General features: G+C 64.8%; 18 protein-coding genes. 7 read left to right on the top strand and 11 right to left on the bottom strand.

Annotated features, from left to right (window positions below; translation table 11 throughout):
- The first annotated feature begins 87 nt into the window (after positions 1–87).
- Positions 88–411, top strand: a complete 324-nt coding sequence (fdxA, locus tag WM2015_RS04585; RefSeq protein WP_049724940.1) for a ferredoxin FdxA — start codon at positions 88–90, stop codon at positions 409–411.
- A 54-nt stretch (positions 412–465) separates the two neighbouring features.
- On the opposite strand, the gene WM2015_RS04580 is transcribed toward fdxA, so the two are convergent.
- A complete protein-coding gene (locus WM2015_RS04580; protein ID WP_169751097.1) occupies positions 466–1,080 on the bottom strand; it encodes an outer membrane protein assembly factor BamC in 615 nt (204 codons plus the stop codon).
- Between the two features lie 58 nt (positions 1,081–1,138).
- On the bottom strand, positions 1,139–2,023 hold the full coding sequence (gene dapA, locus WM2015_RS04575) for a 4-hydroxy-tetrahydrodipicolinate synthase (protein ID WP_049724938.1): 885 nt from the start codon (positions 2,021–2,023) through the stop codon (positions 1,139–1,141).
- Between the two features lie 156 nt (positions 2,024–2,179).
- On the opposite strand from dapA, the gene WM2015_RS04570 reads away from it, so the two are divergent.
- Both WM2015_RS04570 and WM2015_RS04565 read left to right on the top strand, forming a co-directional pair.
- On the top strand, positions 2,180–2,650 hold the full coding sequence (locus tag WM2015_RS04570) for a peroxiredoxin (protein WP_211260987.1): 471 nt from the start codon (positions 2,180–2,182) through the stop codon (positions 2,648–2,650).
- A 46-nt stretch (positions 2,651–2,696) separates the two neighbouring features.
- A complete protein-coding gene (locus WM2015_RS04565) occupies positions 2,697–4,088 on the top strand; it encodes a PhoH family protein (protein WP_049724936.1) in 1,392 nt (463 codons plus the stop codon).
- Between the two features lies 1 nt (position 4,089).
- Here WM2015_RS04565 and WM2015_RS04560 read toward each other — a convergent pair whose 3' ends face one another.
- Positions 4,090–4,863, bottom strand: a complete 774-nt coding sequence (locus WM2015_RS04560; protein ID WP_049724935.1) for an NRDE family protein — start codon at positions 4,861–4,863, stop codon at positions 4,090–4,092.
- 145 nt (positions 4,864–5,008) lie between these two features.
- Here WM2015_RS04560 and WM2015_RS04555 point away from each other — a divergent pair, with 145 nt between their 5' ends.
- A complete protein-coding gene (locus WM2015_RS04555) occupies positions 5,009–5,710 on the top strand; it encodes an SIMPL domain-containing protein (protein WP_049724934.1) in 702 nt (233 codons plus the stop codon).
- Between the two features lie 47 nt (positions 5,711–5,757).
- Here the strand turns inward: WM2015_RS04555 and WM2015_RS04550 are convergent, their stop codons facing one another.
- Positions 5,758–6,867 (bottom strand): hypothetical protein, encoded by a 1,110-nt coding sequence (locus WM2015_RS04550; RefSeq protein ID WP_156200862.1) that lies wholly within the window; start codon positions 6,865–6,867, stop codon positions 5,758–5,760.
- A 231-nt stretch (positions 6,868–7,098) separates the two neighbouring features.
- Here WM2015_RS04550 and WM2015_RS04545 point away from each other — a divergent pair, with 231 nt between their 5' ends.
- Positions 7,099–7,572 (top strand): hypothetical protein, encoded by a 474-nt coding sequence (locus WM2015_RS04545; protein WP_156200860.1) that lies wholly within the window; start codon positions 7,099–7,101, stop codon positions 7,570–7,572.
- 22 nt (positions 7,573–7,594) lie between these two features.
- Here WM2015_RS04545 and WM2015_RS04540 read toward each other — a convergent pair whose 3' ends face one another.
- From WM2015_RS04540 to clpB, 3 genes are all read right to left on the bottom strand, one after another.
- Positions 7,595–8,527, bottom strand: coding sequence for a hypothetical protein (locus WM2015_RS04540; protein ID WP_049724931.1), 933 nt, complete (start codon positions 8,525–8,527; stop codon positions 7,595–7,597).
- Positions 8,508–9,110, bottom strand: coding sequence for a hypothetical protein (locus tag WM2015_RS04535; protein ID WP_049724930.1), 603 nt, complete (start codon positions 9,108–9,110; stop codon positions 8,508–8,510). The genes WM2015_RS04540 and WM2015_RS04535 overlap by 20 nt, the downstream gene beginning before the upstream one ends.
- Positions 9,111–9,196: 86 nt before the next feature.
- Positions 9,197–11,764: an ATP-dependent chaperone ClpB gene (clpB, locus tag WM2015_RS04530; RefSeq protein WP_049724929.1), complete on the bottom strand. Its 2,568-nt coding sequence runs from the start codon at positions 11,762–11,764 to the stop codon at positions 9,197–9,199.
- Positions 11,765–11,863: 99 nt separating this feature from the next.
- Between clpB and WM2015_RS04525 the strand changes: the two genes are divergently transcribed.
- On the top strand, positions 11,864–13,336 hold the full coding sequence (locus WM2015_RS04525) for an SLC13 family permease (protein WP_049724928.1): 1,473 nt from the start codon (positions 11,864–11,866) through the stop codon (positions 13,334–13,336).
- Positions 13,337–13,873: 537 nt separating this feature from the next.
- On the opposite strand, the gene WM2015_RS04520 is transcribed toward WM2015_RS04525, so the two are convergent.
- Positions 13,874–15,301 (bottom strand): aldehyde dehydrogenase family protein, encoded by a 1,428-nt coding sequence (locus tag WM2015_RS04520; protein ID WP_049724927.1) that lies wholly within the window; start codon positions 15,299–15,301, stop codon positions 13,874–13,876.
- A 145-nt stretch (positions 15,302–15,446) separates the two neighbouring features.
- Here WM2015_RS04520 and WM2015_RS04515 point away from each other — a divergent pair, with 145 nt between their 5' ends.
- On the top strand, positions 15,447–16,769 hold the full coding sequence (locus WM2015_RS04515; RefSeq protein ID WP_049724926.1) for a purple acid phosphatase family protein: 1,323 nt from the start codon (positions 15,447–15,449) through the stop codon (positions 16,767–16,769).
- 15 nt (positions 16,770–16,784) lie between these two features.
- Here WM2015_RS04515 and WM2015_RS04510 read toward each other — a convergent pair whose 3' ends face one another.
- The 3 genes from WM2015_RS04510 to WM2015_RS04500 form a co-directional block, all read right to left on the bottom strand.
- On the bottom strand, positions 16,785–18,275 hold the full coding sequence (locus WM2015_RS04510; RefSeq protein WP_049724925.1) for a hypothetical protein: 1,491 nt from the start codon (positions 18,273–18,275) through the stop codon (positions 16,785–16,787).
- A gap of 156 nt (positions 18,276–18,431) precedes the next feature.
- Positions 18,432–18,911, bottom strand: a complete 480-nt coding sequence (locus tag WM2015_RS04505; protein WP_049724924.1) for a TorF family putative porin — start codon at positions 18,909–18,911, stop codon at positions 18,432–18,434.
- Between the two features lie 248 nt (positions 18,912–19,159).
- Positions 19,160–19,420, bottom strand: coding sequence for a TorF family putative porin (locus WM2015_RS04500; RefSeq protein ID WP_049724923.1), 261 nt, complete (start codon positions 19,418–19,420; stop codon positions 19,160–19,162).
- Positions 19,421–19,423: the final 3 nt, after the last annotated feature.

Raw genomic sequence — 19,423 nt, 5'->3', positions numbered from 1 at the left:
TTTGGTAGAATACGCGGCGCATTCTAGCATCACCGCGGATGGCATCACAGCCGCTCGCCAGCCAGGGAAATCCGAGGAACCGGCCGCATGACCTTTGTCGTTATCGAGAACTGCATCAAGTGCAAATACACCGACTGCGTGGAAGTCTGTCCCGTCGACTGTTTCCACGAGGGACCGAACTTCCTGGTCATCGACCCGGAAGAGTGTATCGACTGCACGCTCTGCGAGCCCGAGTGCCCGGCTGAAGCCATCGTGCCGGAAGATGACATTCCCGCCGGTCAGGAAGCCTTCCTGGAGCTCAACGCCGAACTGAGTCGGGAATGGCCGGTGATCAGTGAAATGAAGCCCCATCCGGAAGACGCCAAGGAGTGGGACGGCGTGCCGGGCAAGTTGAAGTATCTGGAGCGCTGAGCGGCTCGGGCAGCCAGGCGCTGCCCGGCGATCAAGGCATCGAGGGCGCGAGGCTCAGCCCAATCGCTCGCGCAGCACCGCCAGCACGAACTCGGCGCGATCCATGTCAAGGATCTCGCCATCGCCCCCCAGCAGGACGACGCGCGTGTTGGCACCGTCCGGCTGCAATTCGGCCTGGTAGGCACCGCTGTAATCCAGGATCTCGCCGGAACGCCAGAAGGCCAGGCGCGACATGCCGCTGCGCTCGATCTCGACCGGATCGTGGCGGAAATCGAAGCGGTAGCGCATGGCGTCCTCGTTGACCTGCCGCACGCTCATGCCACCCCGGTTGAGGGTAAAACTCAGTCGACGCCAGACGCTGCTGGCTTCGTCTTCCACTTCGAGATACAGGCCCGTCGGGCCGAAGCGGATGTGCGAACGGGAAGCCTCGGCTTCGGCGCTGGACAGCACCACCGGCGGGCGCGCCTCGTTACCCATCGCCGCCAGCTGGGGCAGGTAGGTGCCCGGAATATCGTAGGTCTGGCGCACGTCCGGCAGGGACAGGTCCTCGGGCACCTCGATCGGCGGCACCTCCTCGCTCTGCACGTAGATCGGCTGGCGGTCCCGGTTGAAGCAACCGGCCATAAGACTGGCGACGAGCGCAATCGAACAAAGTCGGTAGAAATTCATTGACCCCTTGGTCCTGTTGGTCACGGGTGGTTTGCCAGCGGCGGTGCAGCCGCCCAGTTTAGGCAACATCGGAGACGACGTCCAGTTGCTGGGCCCTGATCAGTGCATCAGCCGCGGCCCGGTGCCTCGCATCGAGGCTGACCAGCGGCAGGCGCAGCGCGTCCTCCAGACGCCCCATGCGGTGCAGCAGCCACTTGACCGGCACCGGATTCGGCTCGACTCCGAGAAACGAGTAGAGCTCGGCCAGGGCGCGATCGATGGTCCGGGCACCGTCGGCATCTCCGTCGAGGGCCAGGTGGCAGAGCCTGGCGAAGCGAGCCGGCACGACATTGGCCGCCACGGAAATCACGCCTTTCGCGCCGGCCAGCATGCGCTCGCAGCAGGTCGGATCGTCACCGCTGAGCACCGTCAGCCCGGTCTCGACGAGCGCCGCGACTCGATCGGCATCGCCGACCGCTTCCTTGATCGCCACGATCCGCTCGTGATCGGCCAGCCTTGCCACCGTTTCCGGCAGCAGGTCGCAGGCCGTTCGCGCGGGGACGTTGTAGAGCACCACCGGAATCGACGCCGCATCGGCCACCGCGCGATAGTGCGCTTCCAGGCCCCGCTGCGTCGGGCGGTTGTAGGCCGGGGTGACGACGAGGGCCGCATCCGCGCCGAGCGCCGCCGCCCGGGCGGTGCGCTCGATGGTCTGCTGCGTCGACGAACTGCCGGTGCCGGCCAGAATCGCCATCCGGCCGCCCACGCGCTCGACCGCCAGCGCCAGCAGACGCTCGAACTCCTCGTTGCTGACGGTGGCCGATTCGCCCGTGGTGCCGACCACGACCACCCCATCGGTCCCGGAGGCCAGGTGCCAGTCGAGCAGGCCGATCCAGGCCGATTCATCCAGGGAGCCGTCCGTCTTGAAGGGCGTGACCAGAGCCACGATGGAGCCAGAAAACATACCGTTCCTCGATTGATCAACGATCCGATTGGGCGGGGCCGATCGCGCAGTCGAATGCCAACGCGAGTGTGCTACCTTTGAGCCATCATTCTAACCGATGCAGCGCGCGCCGGCGGAATGAGCTTCCACTCAAGTTCCTGAATTAACGAATATTTTATATCCATGGCCGAAAACACTCCCAAACTCTCGAAAACCACCCTTCCCGCCACCGGCGATCGCGAGCTCAAGTTGGCCGATTTCAAGGGCCAGGCCCTGGTGGTCTACTTCTATCCGCGCGACAACACGCCGGGCTGCACCAAGCAGGGTCAGGGCTTCCGGGACCACTACGAGGAGTTCCAGGCGCTGGGCTGCGAGATCGTGGGCGTCTCGCGCGACACCCTGGCCAGCCACGAAAGGTTCGCCGCCAAGCAGGAATTCCCCTTTCCGCTGCTGGCCGATACGGAAGAGAAGCTCTGCAATGAGTTCGACGTGATCAAGGAAAAGAACATGTACGGCAAGAAGGTCATGGGCATCGAGCGCTCGACCTTCCTGTTCGACGCCAGGGGCAAGCTGGTTCAGGAGTGGCGCAAGGTCCGCGTTCCCGGCCACGTCGAAGCCGTGCTCGAAGCGGTTCGTGAACTGGCCTGAGCCGCCACCGCCCTGTCCTCTTTCAAACTGACCGGAGCCCGGCCTGATGCCTGAACGCCCGCGCCTGTACCTGCTCGACACCAATGTGCTGATGCACGATCCGACCTCCCTGTTCCGCTTCGCCGAACACGACATCTATCTGCCGATGATGGTCCTCGAAGAGCTCGACCGAGCCAAGAAGGGGGTGTCGGAAGTCGCCCGCAACGTCCGCCAGGTCAGTCGCTTCATCGGCGAGATGATGGCCGAGGGCCAGGCCATCGAGGACGGTCTGCCGATCCGCGAGCCCGAAGGACTCGACCTCAAGGTCGGCAGCGGACGGCTGTACTTCCAGACCGAACGCCTCGATGACGGCTCCAGCCTGGTCGGTGACCGCTCGCTGGCCGACAACGAAATCCTGCTGGCGGCCCTGAACCTGACCCGGCGGCACAGCGATCGCGATGTCATCCTGGTGTCCAAGGACATCAACCTGCGCATCAAGGCCGCCATCCACGGCATTCCCGCCGAGGACTATCACAACGACCGCGCCCTGGACGATCTGAGCCTGCTCTACACGGGCATGCTCGAGCTCGACAACGGCTTCTGGGACCAGCACGGCACGCGTGATTCCTGGACCGAGGAAGGCCGCACCTACTACCGCATGGGGCGGCGCCCCGACGATGACTGGCACCCCAACCAGTGCCTGCGACTGACGGGCGAGAACGGTCTCGAGGCCCTGGTTCGCGAAGTGTCGGGCGATGAACTCGTGCTCGAAGTCGCACACGACTACCGGCGGCCGCCAAACGGCGTCTGGGGCATCATGGCGCGCAATCCGGAGCAGAACTTCGCGCTCAACCTGCTGATGGATCCGGACATCGACTTCGTCACCCTGCTCGGCACCGCCGGCACGGGCAAGACCCTGCTGGCCCTGGCCGCCGGCCTGGCCCAGACCCTGGACAACAAGATCTACCGCGAGATCGTCATGACCCGCGTGACCGTCTCCGTCGGCGAGGACATCGGCTTCCTGCCCGGCACCGAGGAAGAGAAGATGACGCCCTGGATGGGTGCGCTGACCGACAACCTCGAGGTGCTGACCGAAAGCGACGATCAGGACGGCGAATGGGGCCGCGCGGCGACCAACGACCTGCTGGCCTCGCGCATCAAGATCCGGTCCCTGAACTTCATGCGCGGCCGGACCTTCCTCAATCGCTACCTGATCATCGACGAGGCGCAGAACCTGACGCCGAAGCAGATGAAGACCCTGATCACCCGCGCCGGTCCGGGCACGAAGATCGTCTGCCTGGGCAATGTCGAGCAGATCGACACGCCCTATCTGACGGAAACGACCTCGGGCCTGACCTTCGCCGTCGACCGCTTCAAGTACTGGCCGCACGCGGGACACATCACGCTCAGGCGTGGCGAGCGTTCTCGCCTGGCCGACTTCGCGTCCGAGAGCCTCTGAGTCAGGCGGCCGACGGGCCGGGCCAACGATATTCCAGTTGGCCCAGCACCGTTCCCGCAGGCGACCAGCGCCGCTCGATGGCGAGCCCCGAGTCTTCCCCGAGAACCAGCAGACTGCTGCTTCGGGTTCCGTAGCGTTCGGAGAGGATGAAGGGCGACGACAGGAATCGCTCCATCTCCAGGCCCACACCCGTGTCGGGCAGGGCCTCATCCGGCGCGGGCTCGCGATCCTGCATCAGATGGAACCATCGGTCCGCATCGACCTCGATCACCGACTCGCTCGCGAGCAGCCCCTTCAGGGCTCTGGACACGCGCTGGCTTTTCGGCCATGGCGAATCGAGCCGACCATTGGACAAGGCATGGACGCCGGGTTCGACCGGCAGGGCGGGACCGCTGGAACTCACGTACCAGACCGTCCCGGAATCGCCGACCAGCAGATTGAACGGGCCGAAGTCCGCCCGCCGCGACTCGATCTGACGTGCGTAGGTCTCCGGAGAGCGATCGCCCTCGAGAAAATCCAATGGCAACGCCCCCCTCGATTCACGGCCAGGCGGTGCCGCGGGATCTCGGACATTGGTCACGGCGGCCCAGCGGCCATCCCGCCGCGTGCCCAGCCAGGTCCCGCCCGCCTGCAGATCCCGACCGGCCAGGATGCTGCTCTTCCCTTCCCACCAGGCCAGCGGCGCGGTCGATCGCGCATGGAACTCGTCCCGATTGGCCACGAGCACGAGGTACGGCGACGCATCGGGGTTGAAGGAAAAGGCGATCAGGCACATGGCGCGATTGTAAGGCAGGTCGGGGTCACAGCCCCGACGGTCCAGGCCCTGGCCTTCCCCGCAGCCTCGACCAGGGCAGAGCCTTCATGGTGCGCCATCGAAAGCGTATGATGGGCAAGAACATAGGAATTGGCGAGCACTGGACATGGCATCAGAACATCGTTGGATCGGCTCGGCGCTGCTGGCCGTTGGTTTCGTCATCGCCGCCGTGATCGTCGGCGCGGCGATTCGAGACTTCCGGATCAGCGACCGTTACGTCGAGGTCAAGGGCCTGGCCGAACGCGAGGTCGAAGCCGACCTGGCCATCTGGCCGATCAATTATCAGCTCACCGGCAACAGCCTCGAGGCGCTGCAGGCGAACATGGCCGAGGCCGACGAGGCCGTGACGGCCTTTCTCAAACTGCGCGGCTTCACCGACGAGGAAATCACCCCGAACCCGCCGCGCATCACCGATCAATGGTTGTACTCCATGGAAAACCAGCGACCGGCCAACCGTTTCACCGCCGAACGCGGCCTGACCCTGAAGTCCGACAAGATCGACGCCACCCAGCGCGCCCTGCAGGAGTCCTCCGAGCTGGTCGGTCAGGGCGTGGTACTGATGCCCAACTGGGGCCAGGCCGCCCAGTTCCTGTTCACCGGCCTGAACGCCATCAAACCCGAGATGATCGCCGAGGCCACGGCCGATGCGCGCCGCGCCGCAAGCCAGTTTGCCGCGGACTCGGAGGCCACGATCGGCCCGATCCGCTCGGCCCGCCAGGGCTTCTTCTCGATCGAGGAGCGCGACCCGTCCACCCCGGAAATCAAGGTCGTTCGCGTCGTCACCACGATCGAATACATCCTCGAGTGACCGCCCACGAGCGTTGAGCTCCGCCAGACGCGATCCGGCCGACCGGGTCAGCGTACGAAACCGAAGTCGAAATCGCCCCGGCGAATGACCGCCGCGGCGATCAACGCGGCCGGGACCAGGGTCTGCAAGGCCCAGACCCCGGACGCTCGTTGAGGCTGCCCGGCCAGCAAGGTGTCGTTCAGGAGCCCAAGCGCGCCGTAGCCCAGCACCAGGCCCACGACCAGCAGCAGATAGATTCCGGCCGCTCCGGCCAACCGGCGCCGACCGCCCCGTGACAGACTCAATCGAACCAGTCCACCGACAATCGTCAGGTAGACGGCCAGAAGCTGGATCACCGCCGCTTCGGTCAGCAGCAGCGATGGCGCGAAGTGAGCCCCGGACTTCAGCACCCAGACGGCCGCAGCCAGGGGCGTGACCAGGGCCAGCACCCCGTCGCCGATCGAGCGACCCAGCGGCACGCAGAACAGGGCTGTCACGGGTGAGGCGACGATCAGGAACAGGCCGAAGCGAAACAGCGCATTGAAGCCAGCCTCGTCGACGACCCCGCCTTCGGCCAGCTGAACATTGAGCGCCAGGATCGGCGCCAGGACGTAGCTGGCCAGTACGATACGGGCGATGCGGCGGGAAACACGATGCCGGCGCACCGCAGCCGCAGAAGCTGCCCCGGGCGGCACTCGGTGGGCGAACAGGGCCTCGGCCATCCCGAAGGCCAGGCAGATCAGGCTGAGCAGGATCAGCGGCAGTCCGAGGATCGGGATCTCGTCCTGCGATTGGCCCAGTGCCACCGCCACCACCCCGGAGATCGGAATCAGGACGATCCCGATCATGATCAAACCCGGGTGGCCGTAGGGCGCGGGCCGCGACAGCCAGAGTGCCAGAAGCAGCAGCAAGCAGCCGGGCCACCACAGGGTGACGAAGGTATCGGGCTCGAAGCACGCCAGCCCCGTGCCGCCGCCCAGGATGAGAAAGGCCAGCACGAACAGCGTCGCATGCTTGACGCGCTGCTCGTAGGCCCTGAGCAGAGCGGGCGTGCCGTCGGGTAGACGCACAGGCGGTTGCAGCGCAAGGAGCAACGTGCGTATGTCGGCAGGATCCAGGCCGAGCCGCCGGCTCAGCCACACGCCCGCAGCGGACGCGCCCTCGACGCGCGCGATCATCCTGACTCGCTCCTGCTCCTCTTCGGTCAGGTAATGAAATCGGTCGGGCCCGAGCACAATTGCTCAGAGCTTCCTTGACATCGAGAGGAGTTGGCATCCAGAGAATACGCGAGCGACCGCGCGAGTCCTTCAACGGGCAGTTAGAAGCTCCGGGCCACCCGACCCGGCTTGACCGTCCCCGGCCTGCCCGATATCGTGCATTTCGTTGGCAAACCGGCGGAGAATCTCGTCATGCACGAATCGAACACCATACGGCAAAGCGTCCGTTCAGCCTGCCGAGTCCTCGCCCTGGCGATGCTGCTCGCTCTCTGCCCATGGCTCTGGGCCAGCAACGACACGGAAGCGACCGCCGGACCCGAGCGACTCTATTTCACGATCGTCTCCACGATCACCGATCAGGACCGGGGCGATGTCCACGAGCATCGGTTTTCGGTCGGTACGATCGAGGCTGAGCCGGCACGAATCTCCACCGTGCTTCAAGGACAGAGAAGCCTGGATTACATCGTGTCCTACGAGCTTCCGGACGACCCGAACCAGGTGCTGCTGTCGATCGAACTGGTCCACGATGGGCAGTCCATCGATGTCCCGCGAATCCTGTTCGAAGTCGACTCCGAGAACAGTGCCTTCATCCAGGCCACGCGGGAGACCGGCCTGAGCTATGCGATCGAGATCGAGGCGTCCAGGCAGCAGCCAGGCCCCCTGTGATCATCTTCTCGATGCGAGAAGCCTATGGGTCTCCGGATTTCCGCATCCGCTGCCCCAGCTTGATCGCGTAGCCCGACGCGGCCAGCAGCGCAGCACCGAACAGGATCAGGGCGATCGGCCAACCCAGGGTGTCGGCAAAGTACTCACCCGTGTAGTAGCCGAGGTAGACCAGCAGCATCAGCACGGACACGCCCAGCAGGGAGCGACGCTCGACGACCACGCTGATCTGGATCAATCCAGCCGCCGCGGCGATCAGCAGCAGGTCGACCACCGCGTGGCTTTCGACCAGGGCGAACAGGCCGCCGCCGAAGCACAGCGCATAGGCGACCCAGGCCAGCGGGCAGAGATTGCGCCAGGCGGTCCGCTCCAGGCCCCAGCTCAGCAGCAGGCCGAACAGGCCCAGGGTGAACACGATCCACTCGCCGTCGAAATCCAGCTGGGCACAGGTGGCCATGTACAGGCCCGAGCCGAACACGAGGGTCAGAAACAGCAGATCGACGCGCTTGAGCCAGGCGAACAGGGCTCCGAACTGGATCATCAGGGCGCCCGAAATGAGCATGGCCACGACTTCGTCCGGCAAGGCAGTCTCGTACTCCTGGAAAAGCACGACCAGGCCCGAGGTCTGAAAGATGCCCGCCAGCAGAAACAAGGGCGCAGCCGCCCGCTCGAAGCGTATCTGAATGCAGGCCGCCACCGCCATGACCAGCGCACAGAGCCCGGTCCCGAACACGATCACGACCCGGGCCAGGGGCATCAGATCGTCCCAGATCAGGTGCAGGCCGGCCAGCAGACCCGCGAGCACGAACAGCCCGCCCAGGGTTGCCAGCAGGGGCCGAACCCAGCTGGCGGCGCTGGTGTCCAGCGGCAGCACCTCGTTGATTTCCTTGCGGCTGAGCTGATGCTCACGGGCCAGCTCGGCGATCCGGCGAAGAGCCTCAGTTCGATTGTTCGTCATGGATCACCCAGCCGATGAAGGCGTTGTTGTGGTAGACGTAACCGGAGGCCGGCGGTACTTCGTACCCCACCCCATCGCGAACCAATTGATACCCGGCGCGGCGCCCGCCCAGGCCGAACAGTGCCCCCACCAGACCACCGGAACGGCGCGAACGTTGTTCGAATCGATAGCCGTCGGGGGACTCGGCCGCGTCACTCAGGCGAATGGCCTGAAGCCTCGGAGGCAGCGCCAGGTCGGCCCGCAGCCCCGGTTTCAAGGGTTCGGGCAAGGTCACTTCGATGGTTTCCAGCGTGTCGGTGCGCGGATCGAACAGGGCCAGTCGGACCGGGCGATCGACGGCTGCCGGCGGCAGGTAGGCATTCTCGGGCACGACGACGCTCAGCTTGAGGTGCTGCTCTCGAACCGTCCAGCGGACGAACTGGCTGCCGCTGTAGTGAGGGTCGGTGAGGTAGAGCACGGGCGTGATCGGCGCCGGCACGCCCCAGCGCGCGGCCTGCTGTGCGACGAAGACGAACAGGATCAGCAGCAGCGGCAGGGCGACCCCGAGAACGATGAACAGGTGTTTGCGCAGAAAGCCGACCATCCGGCGATGCTAGCACCCGCGTCCGAGTGCGTCACCTTGTCCTTTCGCTATCGGGGCGGGGCGGGCGGCATCGCCGCCCTCCTGCTTCAATTGCCGAAGATCAGCTCGCCGTCAGCTGCATCGATCCGGATCGAGTCACCGGGACCGTAGTCCCCAGCAAGGATCTTCTGCGCCAGGGGATTCTCGAGTCGGTGCTGGATGGCGCGCTTCAGCGGCCTTGCCCCGTAGACCGGGTCGAAGCCGGCTTCGCCGAGCAGGTCGAGGGCGGCATCGGAAATCTCGAAGCCGATGTCGCGGTCGGCCAGTCGCTTTTCCAGGTACTGGATCTGGATCGCGGCGATCTGACGGATCTGGGCCTGGTCGAGGGGGTGGAAGACCACGATCTCGTCGACCCGGTTGATGAATTCGGGCCGGAAGTGCTGGCCGACGACCTCCATCACCGCGGACTTCATCGCCTCGTAATCGGCACCCTGCATGGACTGGATGCGGTCCGAGCCCAGGTTCGAGGTCATGACGATCACCGTGTTGCGGAAATCGACCGTGCGACCGTGCCCATCGGTCAGGCGACCGTCGTCGAGCACCTGCAGCAGGATATTGAAGACTTCCGGGTGCGCCTTCTCGACCTCGTCGAGGAGGATCACCGAGTAGGGCCGACGGCGAACCGCCTCGGTCAGGTAGCCGCCTTCTTCATAGCCAACGTACCCAGGCGGGGCGCCGATCAAGCGGGACACGGCGTGCTTTTCCATGAATTCCGACATGTCGATGCGGATCATCGCGTCTTCCGTATCGAACAGGAAGCTGGCCAGGGACTTGCACAGCTCGGTCTTGCCGACGCCCGTAGGGCCGAGGAACAGGAAGGACCCGTTCGGCCGGTTGGGATCGGCCAGGCCTGCACGCGAACGGCGAATCGCGTCCGACACGGCCTTGACCGCCTCGTCCTGACCGATCACCCGATCATGCAGGGCCTCTTCCATGCGCAGCAGCTTGTCGCGCTCGCCTTCGAGCATCTTCGAGACGGGAATGCCGGTCCAGCGGCTGACCACCTCGGCGATCTCTTCCTCGGTGACCTTGTTGCGCAGCAGCTGGAAGTGATCGGTGCGTTCGGCCGATTCGGCCTCGGCGAGCTGCTTCTCGAGTTCCGGGATGCGCCCGTGCTGGATCTCGGCCATGCGCGAGAGGTCCTGGGCACGGCGAGCGTTCTCGAGCTCGGCGCGAGCCCGTTCGAGCTCTTCCTTGATGTGCGTCGCGTCCTGCACCGAGGCCTTTTCGGTCTTCCAGACTTCCTCCAGGTCCGCGTACTCGCGCTCGAGTTCGTCGATCTCGCCTTCCAGGTCGGCCAGGCGCTTCTTCGAGGCCTCGTCCTTTTCCTTGTTGAGCGCCTCGCGCTGGATCTTCAGCTGGATCAGGCGGCGCTCGAGGCGATCCATGGCCTCGGGCTTGGAGTCAATCTCCATGCGGATGCGGCTGGCCGCTTCGTCCATCAGATCGATCGCCTTGTCGGGCAGGTTGCGATCGGTGATGTAGCGGTTCGACAGGGTGGCGGCGGCCACCAGCGCCGGATCGGTGATGTCGACGCCGTGGTGGACTTCGTAGCGCTCCTGCAGTCCACGCAGGATCGCGATCGTGTCTTCGACGGAGGGCTCGCCGACCAACACCTTCTGGAAGCGGCGTTCGAGGGCCGCGTCCTTCTCGATGTTCTCGCGGTACTCGTTCAGGGTGGTGGCGCCGACGCAATGCAACTCACCGCGCGCCAGGGCGGGTTTGAGCATGTTGCCCGCATCCATCGAGCCTTCCGCCTTGCCGGCGCCGACCATCGTGTGGATCTCGTCGATGAACAGGATGATCTGGCCTTCCTGCTTCTTCAGATCGTTCAGCACCGCCTTGAGCCGCTCTTCGAATTCGCCGCGGAACTTCGCCCCGGCGATCAGGGCACCGAGATCCAGGCTCAGCACGCGCTTGTTCCGCAGTCCCTCGGGCACCTCGCCGTTGACGATGCGCTGGGCCAGACCCTCGACGATGGCGGTCTTGCCGACGCCCGGCTCGCCGATCAGCACCGGGTTGTTCTTGGTGCGACGCTGCAACACCTGGATGCAGCGGCGGATCTCCTCGTCGCGACCGATGACCGGATCGAGGCGCGACTGTTCGGCCCGCTCGGTCAGATCGATGGTGTACTTCTTCAGCGCCTCGCGGCTGTCTTCGGCGTTGGGGTCGTCGACCGTTTCGCCGCCGCGCAGGGCTTCGATGGCGTCTTCGACGGCCTTCTTCGTCACGCCGGCCTGATGCAGGAGCTGACTGAGATTGACCTTGGCGTCCAGTGCCGCGAGCACGAACAGCTCGGAGGCGATGTAGGCATCACCGCGCTGCTGCGCGATCTTGTCGGTCAGGTTGAGCACCCGTCCCGTGTCGTTCGACAGATTGATCTGACCGGCCTGACCGGAGACCTTCGGCAGGCTGTCGAGCTTTTCACCCAGCGCCGAGCGCAGGGCATTGACCTGGGCACCCGAACGGGTCAGTAGGCCGCGGATTCCACCGCCCTCCTGGTCGAGGAGCGCCACCATGACGTGCTCCGGCTCGAGCATCGCGTGATCCATGCCCACGGCCAGGCTCTGGGCCTCGGCCAAGGCCTGCTGAAACCGTGCGGTCAGTTTGTCCATTCGCATAACGGGTTGACTCCCCAATCGATATCCAACTTATCCACAGGGTGGGGTTGGCGACTTTGGGAATCAAGCCGGAAGCTGCAATAATCCTCGGCCATGAACGATTGCCCGCAAGACAAAACCACCCCTTCCCGCCGTCAGCGCATCGGCCTCTGGCTGGGACCGGCCCTGTTCATTCTGATGCAGTGGCTGCCCGCGCCAGCGGGACTGGAACCGGCGGCCTGGCAGGTCGCTGCCCTCGGTCTCTGGATGGCGACCTGGTGGATCTCGGAGGCCGTGCCGGTCCCCGCCACCGCCCTGCTGCCTCTGGTCGTGTTTCCGCTCACCGGTGTCTCGGGCATTCGGGACACCGCCGCGCCCTACGCCAACCCGCTGATCTTCCTGTTCATGGGCGGTTTCGTGATTGCCCTGGGCATGCAGCGCTGGTCCCTGCACAAGCGCATCGCTCTGGGGATCATCGACCGGGTCGGCACCCACCCCCGAGGCATCATTCTGGGCTTCATGGTCGCCTCGGCGTTTCTCAGCCTATGGGTCAGCAATACGGCCACGGCGCTGATGATGCTGCCGATCGGCCTGTCCCTGATCTCGTTGACGGGGCCCGACACCTCCGAATACACGGAGACGCAACGCAATTTCACCATCGCCCTGCTCCTCGGCATCGCCTACGGCTGCAATATCGGCGGCCTCGGCACCCTGATCGGCACGCCGCCGAATGCCCTGCTGGCCGCCTACCTGCTCGAAACCCATGGCATCCAGATCGGCTTCGGCCAGTGGATGCTGCTGGGCCTGCCCCTGGTGATGATCGGCCTGCCCCTGGCCTATCTGATCCTGACCCGCTGGGTCTATCCGGTCGATCCGCACGAGCTGCCCGGCGGCCAGGCCCTGATCGACCGGGAGCAACGCGCCCTCGGCCCGGTCAGCCCGGAAGAGAAGCGGATCGCACTGGTGTTCATGCTGACGGCCGCGCTCTGGATCACGCGCCCCTGGCTGTCGGACTGGCTCCCCGGCCTGAGTGACGCCGGCATCGCCGTCGCCGCCGCCACCGCCCTGTTCGTGATCCCGGCGCCCGGCAAGGGCCGCGCCCTGCTGACCTGGCCGGAACTCCGCGATCTGCCCTGGGGCATCCTGCTGCTGTTCGGGGGTGGCCTCAGCCTGGCCAGCGCAATCGGCTCGAGCGGCCTGGACGAGGCCATCGGCCGCGCCGTCCTGGCCTTCGAGAGCTGGCCAACGGTGCTGCTGCTGGCCCTGAGCGTGACCGTCATCCTGCTGCTGACCGAAATTTCCAGCAACACCGCCACGGCGGCCGCCTTTCTGCCGGTCCTGGGTGCGGCCGCGATCGGCCTGGGCGCGGACCCGATGCTGTTCGCGATCCCGGCCGCTCTCGCGGCCTCCTGCGCCTTCATGCTGCCCGTCGCCACCCCGCCCAACGCCATCGTCTACGGCTCCGGCCACCTCGACGTGCCCACCATGGCCCGCGCCGGCCTGTGGCTGAACGCCCTGTTCGTCGTCCTGATCGTCGGCGCCGCCTACACCCTCATGGTCTGGGTCTTCGGCCTCAACACTTACTAATGCAACCAGAAGTATTGCCTCAACACGAAGAAAAGCACGAGAAGAGAAAAATCCTTAAAACGCAAAGCAGCGAAGCAGCAAAGAAAATCAAAAGACAAAAGCAGAATCCTTAAGTCGCGAAGACGCAAAGACGCGAAGGAAAAGCAGAGTAGATTCAACCCTCTGTTTCAAAGAAATTTTTCCCTCTTTGCTGCTTCGCTGCTTAGCTCAGTTTGGAGTCCTTCAGCGGTTTGCCGCAGGCAAGAAGCTGATGGACGGAAAACGCCCGAGCGTGATTCAAAGGTCTTGCTCTTGATCTTTCCCTTGGCGTCTTTGCGTCTTCGCGTTCAGGCTTTGTGATTTTTCTGGTCTTCTTGTTGCCTTCTTTGCTGCTTCGCTGCTTAGCTCAGTTTGGAGTCCTTCAGCGGTTTGCCGCAGGCAAGAAGCTGATGGACGGAAAACGCCCGAGCGTGATTCAAAGGTCTTGCTCTTCCATCTTCGCTGCTTAGCGATTTAAAGGTTCTACGCTTTGCTACTTTGCGATTTAAAGGTTCTGCTCTAGATGCCTCGAATGGCCAGGAGCCGAATCTCGGTCATGTCTTCGATGGCGTACTTGATGCCCTCACGACCGAGCCCCGAGTCCTTCACGCCGCCGTAGGGCATGTGATCCACGCGGAAGCTCGGCACGTCGTTGATGATCACGCCGCCCACGTCCAGGCGATCCCAGGCCTTGCGGATCTTGCCGATGTCGCGCACGAACAGGCCCGCCTGCAGGCCGTAGCGTGAATCGTTGATCGTCTCCAGGGCGGCGTCGAAGTCGCTGAACGGCTCCAGCACCATGACCGGACCGAAGACTTCCTGGTTGTAGAGCTTGCACTCGCGGCCGACCTTCTCCAGCACCGCCGGCGTCACGATGCGGCCCTGGCGCTCGCCACCCACGAGCAACTCCGCGCCCTGATCGGTGGCTTCCCGGATCCAGTCCATCACCCGCTCGGCGTCCTGTTCGGTGATCAGCGGGCCGATGAAGGTCTCCGGATCACGCGGATCGCCGCCCTTCAGCGCCGTCACCTTCTCGACCAGTCGGGCCTTGAGTTCATCGTAGATCGACTCGTGCACCTGCACGCGCTGGACGGAAATGCAGCTCTGTCCGGACTGGTAGAAGGCGCCGAAGACGAGGCGATCAACCGCATCGTCGAGGTCCGCGTCCGCATCGACCAGACAGGCGGCATTGCCACCCAATTCCATCACCACCGGTTTCTTGCCGGCCTTCGACTTCAGCATCCAGCCGACCTTGTCCGAGCCCGTGAAGCTCAGCAGCTTCAGGCGCTCGTCCTCGGTCAGGGGCGCGGCGTCTTCGACGTCCAGGGGCAAAATGGAAAAGGCGCCTTCGGGCAGATCGCACTCGGCGAGGATCTCCCCGATCAGCAGGGCGCCGACCGGCGTCTTGTCCGCCGGCTTGAGCACGAAGGGGCAGCCGGCGGCGATCGCCGGTGCCACCTTGTGCGCGACCAGGTTGTAGGGGAAATTGAACGGCGTGATCAGGGACACGGGCCCGATCGGCACTTTCTTCGTCATGCCCATCCAGCGCTCGGTACGCTCGGCGATGTCCATCGGCAGCACCTCGCCGCCGACGCGCGTCGACTCCTCGGCGGCGATCTGGAAGGTCTCGATCAGGCGCTGGACTTCGCCTCTGGCATCCTTGATGACCTTGCCGCCTTCGACCACCAGCACCTCCGCCAGCTCGTCGCGCCGCGCCTTGAAGCGCTCGACGCAGTGCAGCAGCACATCGCGGCGCTTATGGCTGGGCAGAGCCGCCATCGGCGCGGCAGCGCGCTCGGCGGCGGCGATCGCCTGCTCAAGGGCGTCCGCATCCGCCTTGGCGACTCGATAGGCCACCTCACCCGAGTGCTTGTCCTCGACCGCCAGATCCGTGTTGGCATGAACGGCTCGATTGGCCAGATAGTAGGGGTAACTTGGGATCGACATCAGTTCTGTCCGTTTCGAATTCGACGTCGAGCGTAGCAGAAGGGCATTGAAGCGAATGTATCGGCGCACCATCTGTTGGTGGAGCAAGGCGACTAGAATGAGCGTCATTTGACGGTCACTATCTGATCACAAGGGGTCAGTTCAATTGAATGCCGTTCGCTTCGGAAAGCTCGTCCTGATCGGTCTGCTGACCTTGATCGCCGCCGTCGCGCTGTACCGCTTCACGGAACTGCGCCTCGACGCCCGCCCTTCCGGCCCGATCGGACCCTTCCTGCAATCGCCGGCGCCCGATGCGATCACCGTTCGCTGGCGAAGCGAGGAACCGACTGCCGAGCGCGTTTTTTTCCGCCCGGAAGGCGCTTCCGAATGGCAAGCCGAGGGCGATGGCGCGATGGGCACGGATCACCGCGTTCGCCTGAGCGGTCTCGCGCCAGCCACACGCTACCAGTACCGGCTCGGCGACTCGGCCGCTTCGGAGCCACTGGCGAGCTTCAGAACATCCCCAGCACCCGGCGACCCCGGTCCGCACCGCCTCTGGCTGCTGGGCGATCCTGGCGTCAACAACCCGGTCGCCCATGCGGTCAGGGACCAGTCCCTGGCCTGGATGGAATCCAACCCGATCGAAGAAGGACGGCCCCTTCCCGATCTGATCCTGACCAGCGGCGACAACGCCTACCCGTCCGGCCGCGATCGGGACTTCCGGGACGGGTTCTTCGCCACCTACGCCGAGCAGCTGCCGTTCGTTCCCCTGTGGCCAGCGCACGGCAATCACGATGCCAGACGAACAGCCTATGAACGCATCTTCGACCTGCCCACCCGTGGTGAGGCCGGCGGTGAGCCCAGCGGCAGCGAGTTCTACTATTCCTTCGACCATGGCAACGCGCACTTCGTCGTGCTCGACAGCGAGCAGCACAGCCTCGACCCGGACGGAGCGATGGGACGCTGGCTGCGCCAGGATCTGGCGCGTACGGAGGCCGACTGGATCATCGTGATCGTCCATCGGGCGCCGTTTTCGCGCGGCTCCAACGACGCCGACGAAGCCTCGGGCAGCGACTGGCGCCAGCTGGACATTCGCGATCGCTGGATGCCGATCCTGGAGCAGCACGGCGTCGACCTGATCATCGCCGGGCACAGCCATGGCTACGAGCGGAGCCGGATGGTGGGAGGCTTCCACACCACAGCCGACCGTTTCGATGACTCGTTCCTGATGGGCGACGGGAATGGTTCGGTCGACAATCCCTACCGACGTCCCCGACGCTGCGATGAGTCCTGTGGGACCGTCTACCTGGTCGCCGGCATGTCTGCCCTGCCCCAGACGGGGCCCCTGGATCACCCGATGATGGCCCATTCCGAAGCGACCGGCGGCGCCGTGATCCTCGACATCGACGGGCTGGAACTCACCGGCCGCTACCTCCGGATCGACGGCTCGATCGGCGACCATTTCTCGATCGTCAAATCCGACCCCTGAGTCTCGACCGTCGCCTCAATCGAAACGATCGGCAAAGACCCCATCGGGGAGCGAGAACAGATAGGCTGCGCCGGCATTGCTGGCCGAGTCGTCCTGCTGATCGCCGCCAACGCCGAGCGCTGCGCTGTCCTCGAGGGGCGCGCCGATCAGGATCAGGCTGCGATCGACGGCCACGGCGTAGCCGAAGCGGTCCCCGCCGCCGGTGTTGCTGGCTTTCAGATAGTGTTCCTGCTGCACGCTCTGGTTGTTCTCCAGAAACAGATAGGCAGCACCGGCCTGAGGCGCGGAATTGTCGGCCTGTACTCCGTCCACCCCCGTGCCCAGGCTATCTTCCCGGGAGGCACCGACCACGATCCGCCGAGTCGTGCCATCACTGACTGCCAGGCGTTGCCCGAATTCATCGTCGGCGCCCGTATTGGAGGCCTTGAGGTAGGCGATCTGCCCCCAACCGCCCGTCCCATTGCCGAGGAAGGCGTAAGCGGCGCCGGCGTCGGACGCAGCGTTGTCATTCTGATTACCGCCGATGCCCGTTGCCAAGCTGCTTTCGCCCGGCGCGCCGACAATCAGCAGCAGTTCGTGACCGATCAAGGTCGGCGAACCGGTCAACGCGACCGAGGTGCCGAAGCGATCGCCCGCATCGGTGTTGGAGGCCTTGAGATAGCCCAGCGGCGACCAGTTGACGCCCTGACGCTTGAAGGCATAGGCAGCGCCGGCGCCGCTGGCCGAATCGTCGGCGGCATTTCCGCCAAGTCCAGTGGCGGCACTGGCCTCGAAGGGCGCACCGACAGCGATCCAGGCTCGGTACACGTCCACGGCGGTGCCGAAGGCGTCCGCCGCATCGGTGTTGCTGGCTTTCAGATAGGCCTGCTGGCTCCAGCTGCCTCCCGAGCGGACAAAGACATAGGCCGCACCGGAGGTCGGCAGCGCATTGCTGCCCGGGTTGCCGCCAACGCCCGAATCGCCACCGTCCTCACCCGGCGCACCCACGACCAGGGTGTCGCCGTACAAGGCGACGCTGAACCCGAACTGATCCCCGGCGTCCGTATTGGACGGCTTGATGTAGGCCTGCTCGACCCATTGGTCCTGAGCCCGAACATAGACATAGACTGCGCCCGCGTCCTCGGCGGAGTCGTCGCCCTGATCACCACCGATTCCGGTTGCGGCACTGTCCTCCCCTGGCGCGCCGACAACGATCGTGTCGCCATCCACGGCCAGGGCCACGCCGAACTGATCGCCGCCCTGGGCGTTGCCCGCCTTGATCAGGCTCTGAAACGCCCACTGCCCATCCAGGCCCTGCTCGAAGACGGCGACCGTACCTTCCGCATTTCCCTCGAGGCCCGAGAGCAGGGCCAGGCGACCCGAAAGGGCCACGGCCTGTCCGCGCTGGATGGCGTCGGGGGTCATGGATTTCAGGTAGGCGGCTTGGTCGAACTGAGCCCGAACCGGTGATGCGCAAGCAATGATCGACAGCACCAAGGCCGTCGACAGGACGAGTCGTGATCGCATGGGTCTGGGCTCCGGATGGCCTCGATTGGTCTGACCGCATGGTGCTGCCAATCCGGGCCCGGAGCATGAAGCTCCGTTAAAACTTGCTTGAAAATCCTCGCTGTTGCGAGAAACGGTCGCCCTTTCGGTGATCGACAAAGGCGTATCGTCCGAGAATCACTCCAGGAGCCGGAACGTCCGCGCGATCGAGAACACGAGCCGACGATCGGCCAGCTCGCGACCGAACAGCGCATTCCCGTTGCCATCGGTGTCGAAGTAGTCGAGGCGGAGGTCGAAGCCCGCCAGAGGCCTGGACACCGCAAGATTCCAGTCGAAGTAATCATCGGGGGCACCGAGATGGAAATCGGTCTCCGGCGAGGAAAAGTGGCTGTAACCCAGCGAGGCATGCAGAGCGAAACCAGCGGGCAGTTCCTGCTCTTTCGCGAGCTTCAGATAAACGGCCGTCTCACCCAGTCCGTAGTTGTCCCAGGCGTAGGCCAGACTGGCCACCAGCCCGTCGCGACCGAGGGCGAGGATCAGCTCCGGGTAACCGTCCACCTCGTCGCTGGACGGATAGGCGTAATAGATGGCGTAGGCGTCGTAGTCCCAGCCCGAATCCCCGAGGGCACCGGAAAGGCCTAGGGGACCTCTGAACAATTATGCTCGGAGCGCGTTTCAGTCGGAAAAGCCGCAGATCGTGTGGTGCGACACGAGCGACAGTAGCCGTCGCTACGGCCGAGTGGCGCGACGCAAGAGATGCGGCTTTTCCGGCGAAACCCGATAGGGACAGGCCTTTGCGGGGCCTCCGCCTCGTTTGGACTCGCTTATTTGGAATGACCAAACCACGCTCGCCCAAGCCAAGCCGGAGACTCCCGCAAAGGCCTGTCGCGCCCGAGAATAATTATTCAGAGGTCCCCTAGATACGGATTGAGTTCCCAGTCGCCGGATTCGTCGAAATCGACGTCGGAGGCCCAGATACCGGCATACCATCCTGTCTCCCCATAGACGTCCAGACTGAGCTGGGGAGTCGGGCCCTCATCGGTCTGGGAGACGCCGCGAAAGACATAGTCCGAGTAGGCGCCGAGGGTCAGATCGACCTCGGCGCGAGCCTCCGCTCCCATCACCGACAGGAGCAGGCCGCAGACGAGGGATCGAAGCACCCTCATGAC

The organism is Wenzhouxiangella marina (genome assembly GCF_001187785.1).
Taxonomy (GTDB): domain Bacteria; phylum Pseudomonadota; class Gammaproteobacteria; order Xanthomonadales; family Wenzhouxiangellaceae; genus Wenzhouxiangella; species Wenzhouxiangella marina.
Note: the sequence above shows the minus strand (reverse complement) of the source record. Positions and strands in the feature narration are given on the sequence as shown.

Bases quoted from the DNA above. Each gene is read 5' to 3' on its own strand.
- WM2015_RS04525 (WP_049724928.1), top strand. From the start codon at position 11,864: ATGAACGATTGCCCGCAAGACAAAACCACCCCTTCCCGCCGTCAGCGC.
- clpB (WP_049724929.1), bottom strand. From the start codon at position 11,764: ATGGACAAACTGACCGCACGGTTTCAGCAGGCCTTGGCCGAGGCCCAG.
- WM2015_RS04540 (WP_049724931.1), bottom strand. From the start codon at position 8,527: ATGACGAACAATCGAACTGAGGCTCTTCGCCGGATCGCCGAGCTGGCC.
- fdxA (WP_049724940.1), top strand. From the start codon at position 88: ATGACCTTTGTCGTTATCGAGAACTGCATCAAGTGCAAATACACCGAC.
- WM2015_RS04550 (WP_156200862.1), bottom strand. From the start codon at position 6,867: ATGATCGCGCGCGTCGAGGGCGCGTCCGCTGCGGGCGTGTGGCTGAGC.
- dapA (WP_049724938.1), bottom strand. From the start codon at position 2,023: ATGTTTTCTGGCTCCATCGTGGCTCTGGTCACGCCCTTCAAGACGGAC.
- WM2015_RS04535 (WP_049724930.1), bottom strand. From the start codon at position 9,110: ATGGTCGGCTTTCTGCGCAAACACCTGTTCATCGTTCTCGGGGTCGCC.
- WM2015_RS04545 (WP_156200860.1), top strand. From the start codon at position 7,099: ATGCACGAATCGAACACCATACGGCAAAGCGTCCGTTCAGCCTGCCGA.
- WM2015_RS04560 (WP_049724935.1), bottom strand. From the start codon at position 4,863: ATGTGCCTGATCGCCTTTTCCTTCAACCCCGATGCGTCGCCGTACCTC.
- WM2015_RS04555 (WP_049724934.1), top strand. From the start codon at position 5,009: ATGGCATCAGAACATCGTTGGATCGGCTCGGCGCTGCTGGCCGTTGGT.
- WM2015_RS04510 (WP_049724925.1), bottom strand. From the start codon at position 18,275: ATGCGATCACGACTCGTCCTGTCGACGGCCTTGGTGCTGTCGATCATT.
- WM2015_RS04500 (WP_049724923.1), bottom strand. From the start codon at position 19,420: ATGAGGGTGCTTCGATCCCTCGTCTGCGGCCTGCTCCTGTCGGTGATG.
- WM2015_RS04565 (WP_049724936.1), top strand. From the start codon at position 2,697: ATGCCTGAACGCCCGCGCCTGTACCTGCTCGACACCAATGTGCTGATG.
- WM2015_RS04520 (WP_049724927.1), bottom strand. From the start codon at position 15,301: ATGTCGATCCCAAGTTACCCCTACTATCTGGCCAATCGAGCCGTTCAT.
- WM2015_RS04580 (WP_169751097.1), bottom strand. From the start codon at position 1,080: ATGAATTTCTACCGACTTTGTTCGATTGCGCTCGTCGCCAGTCTTATG.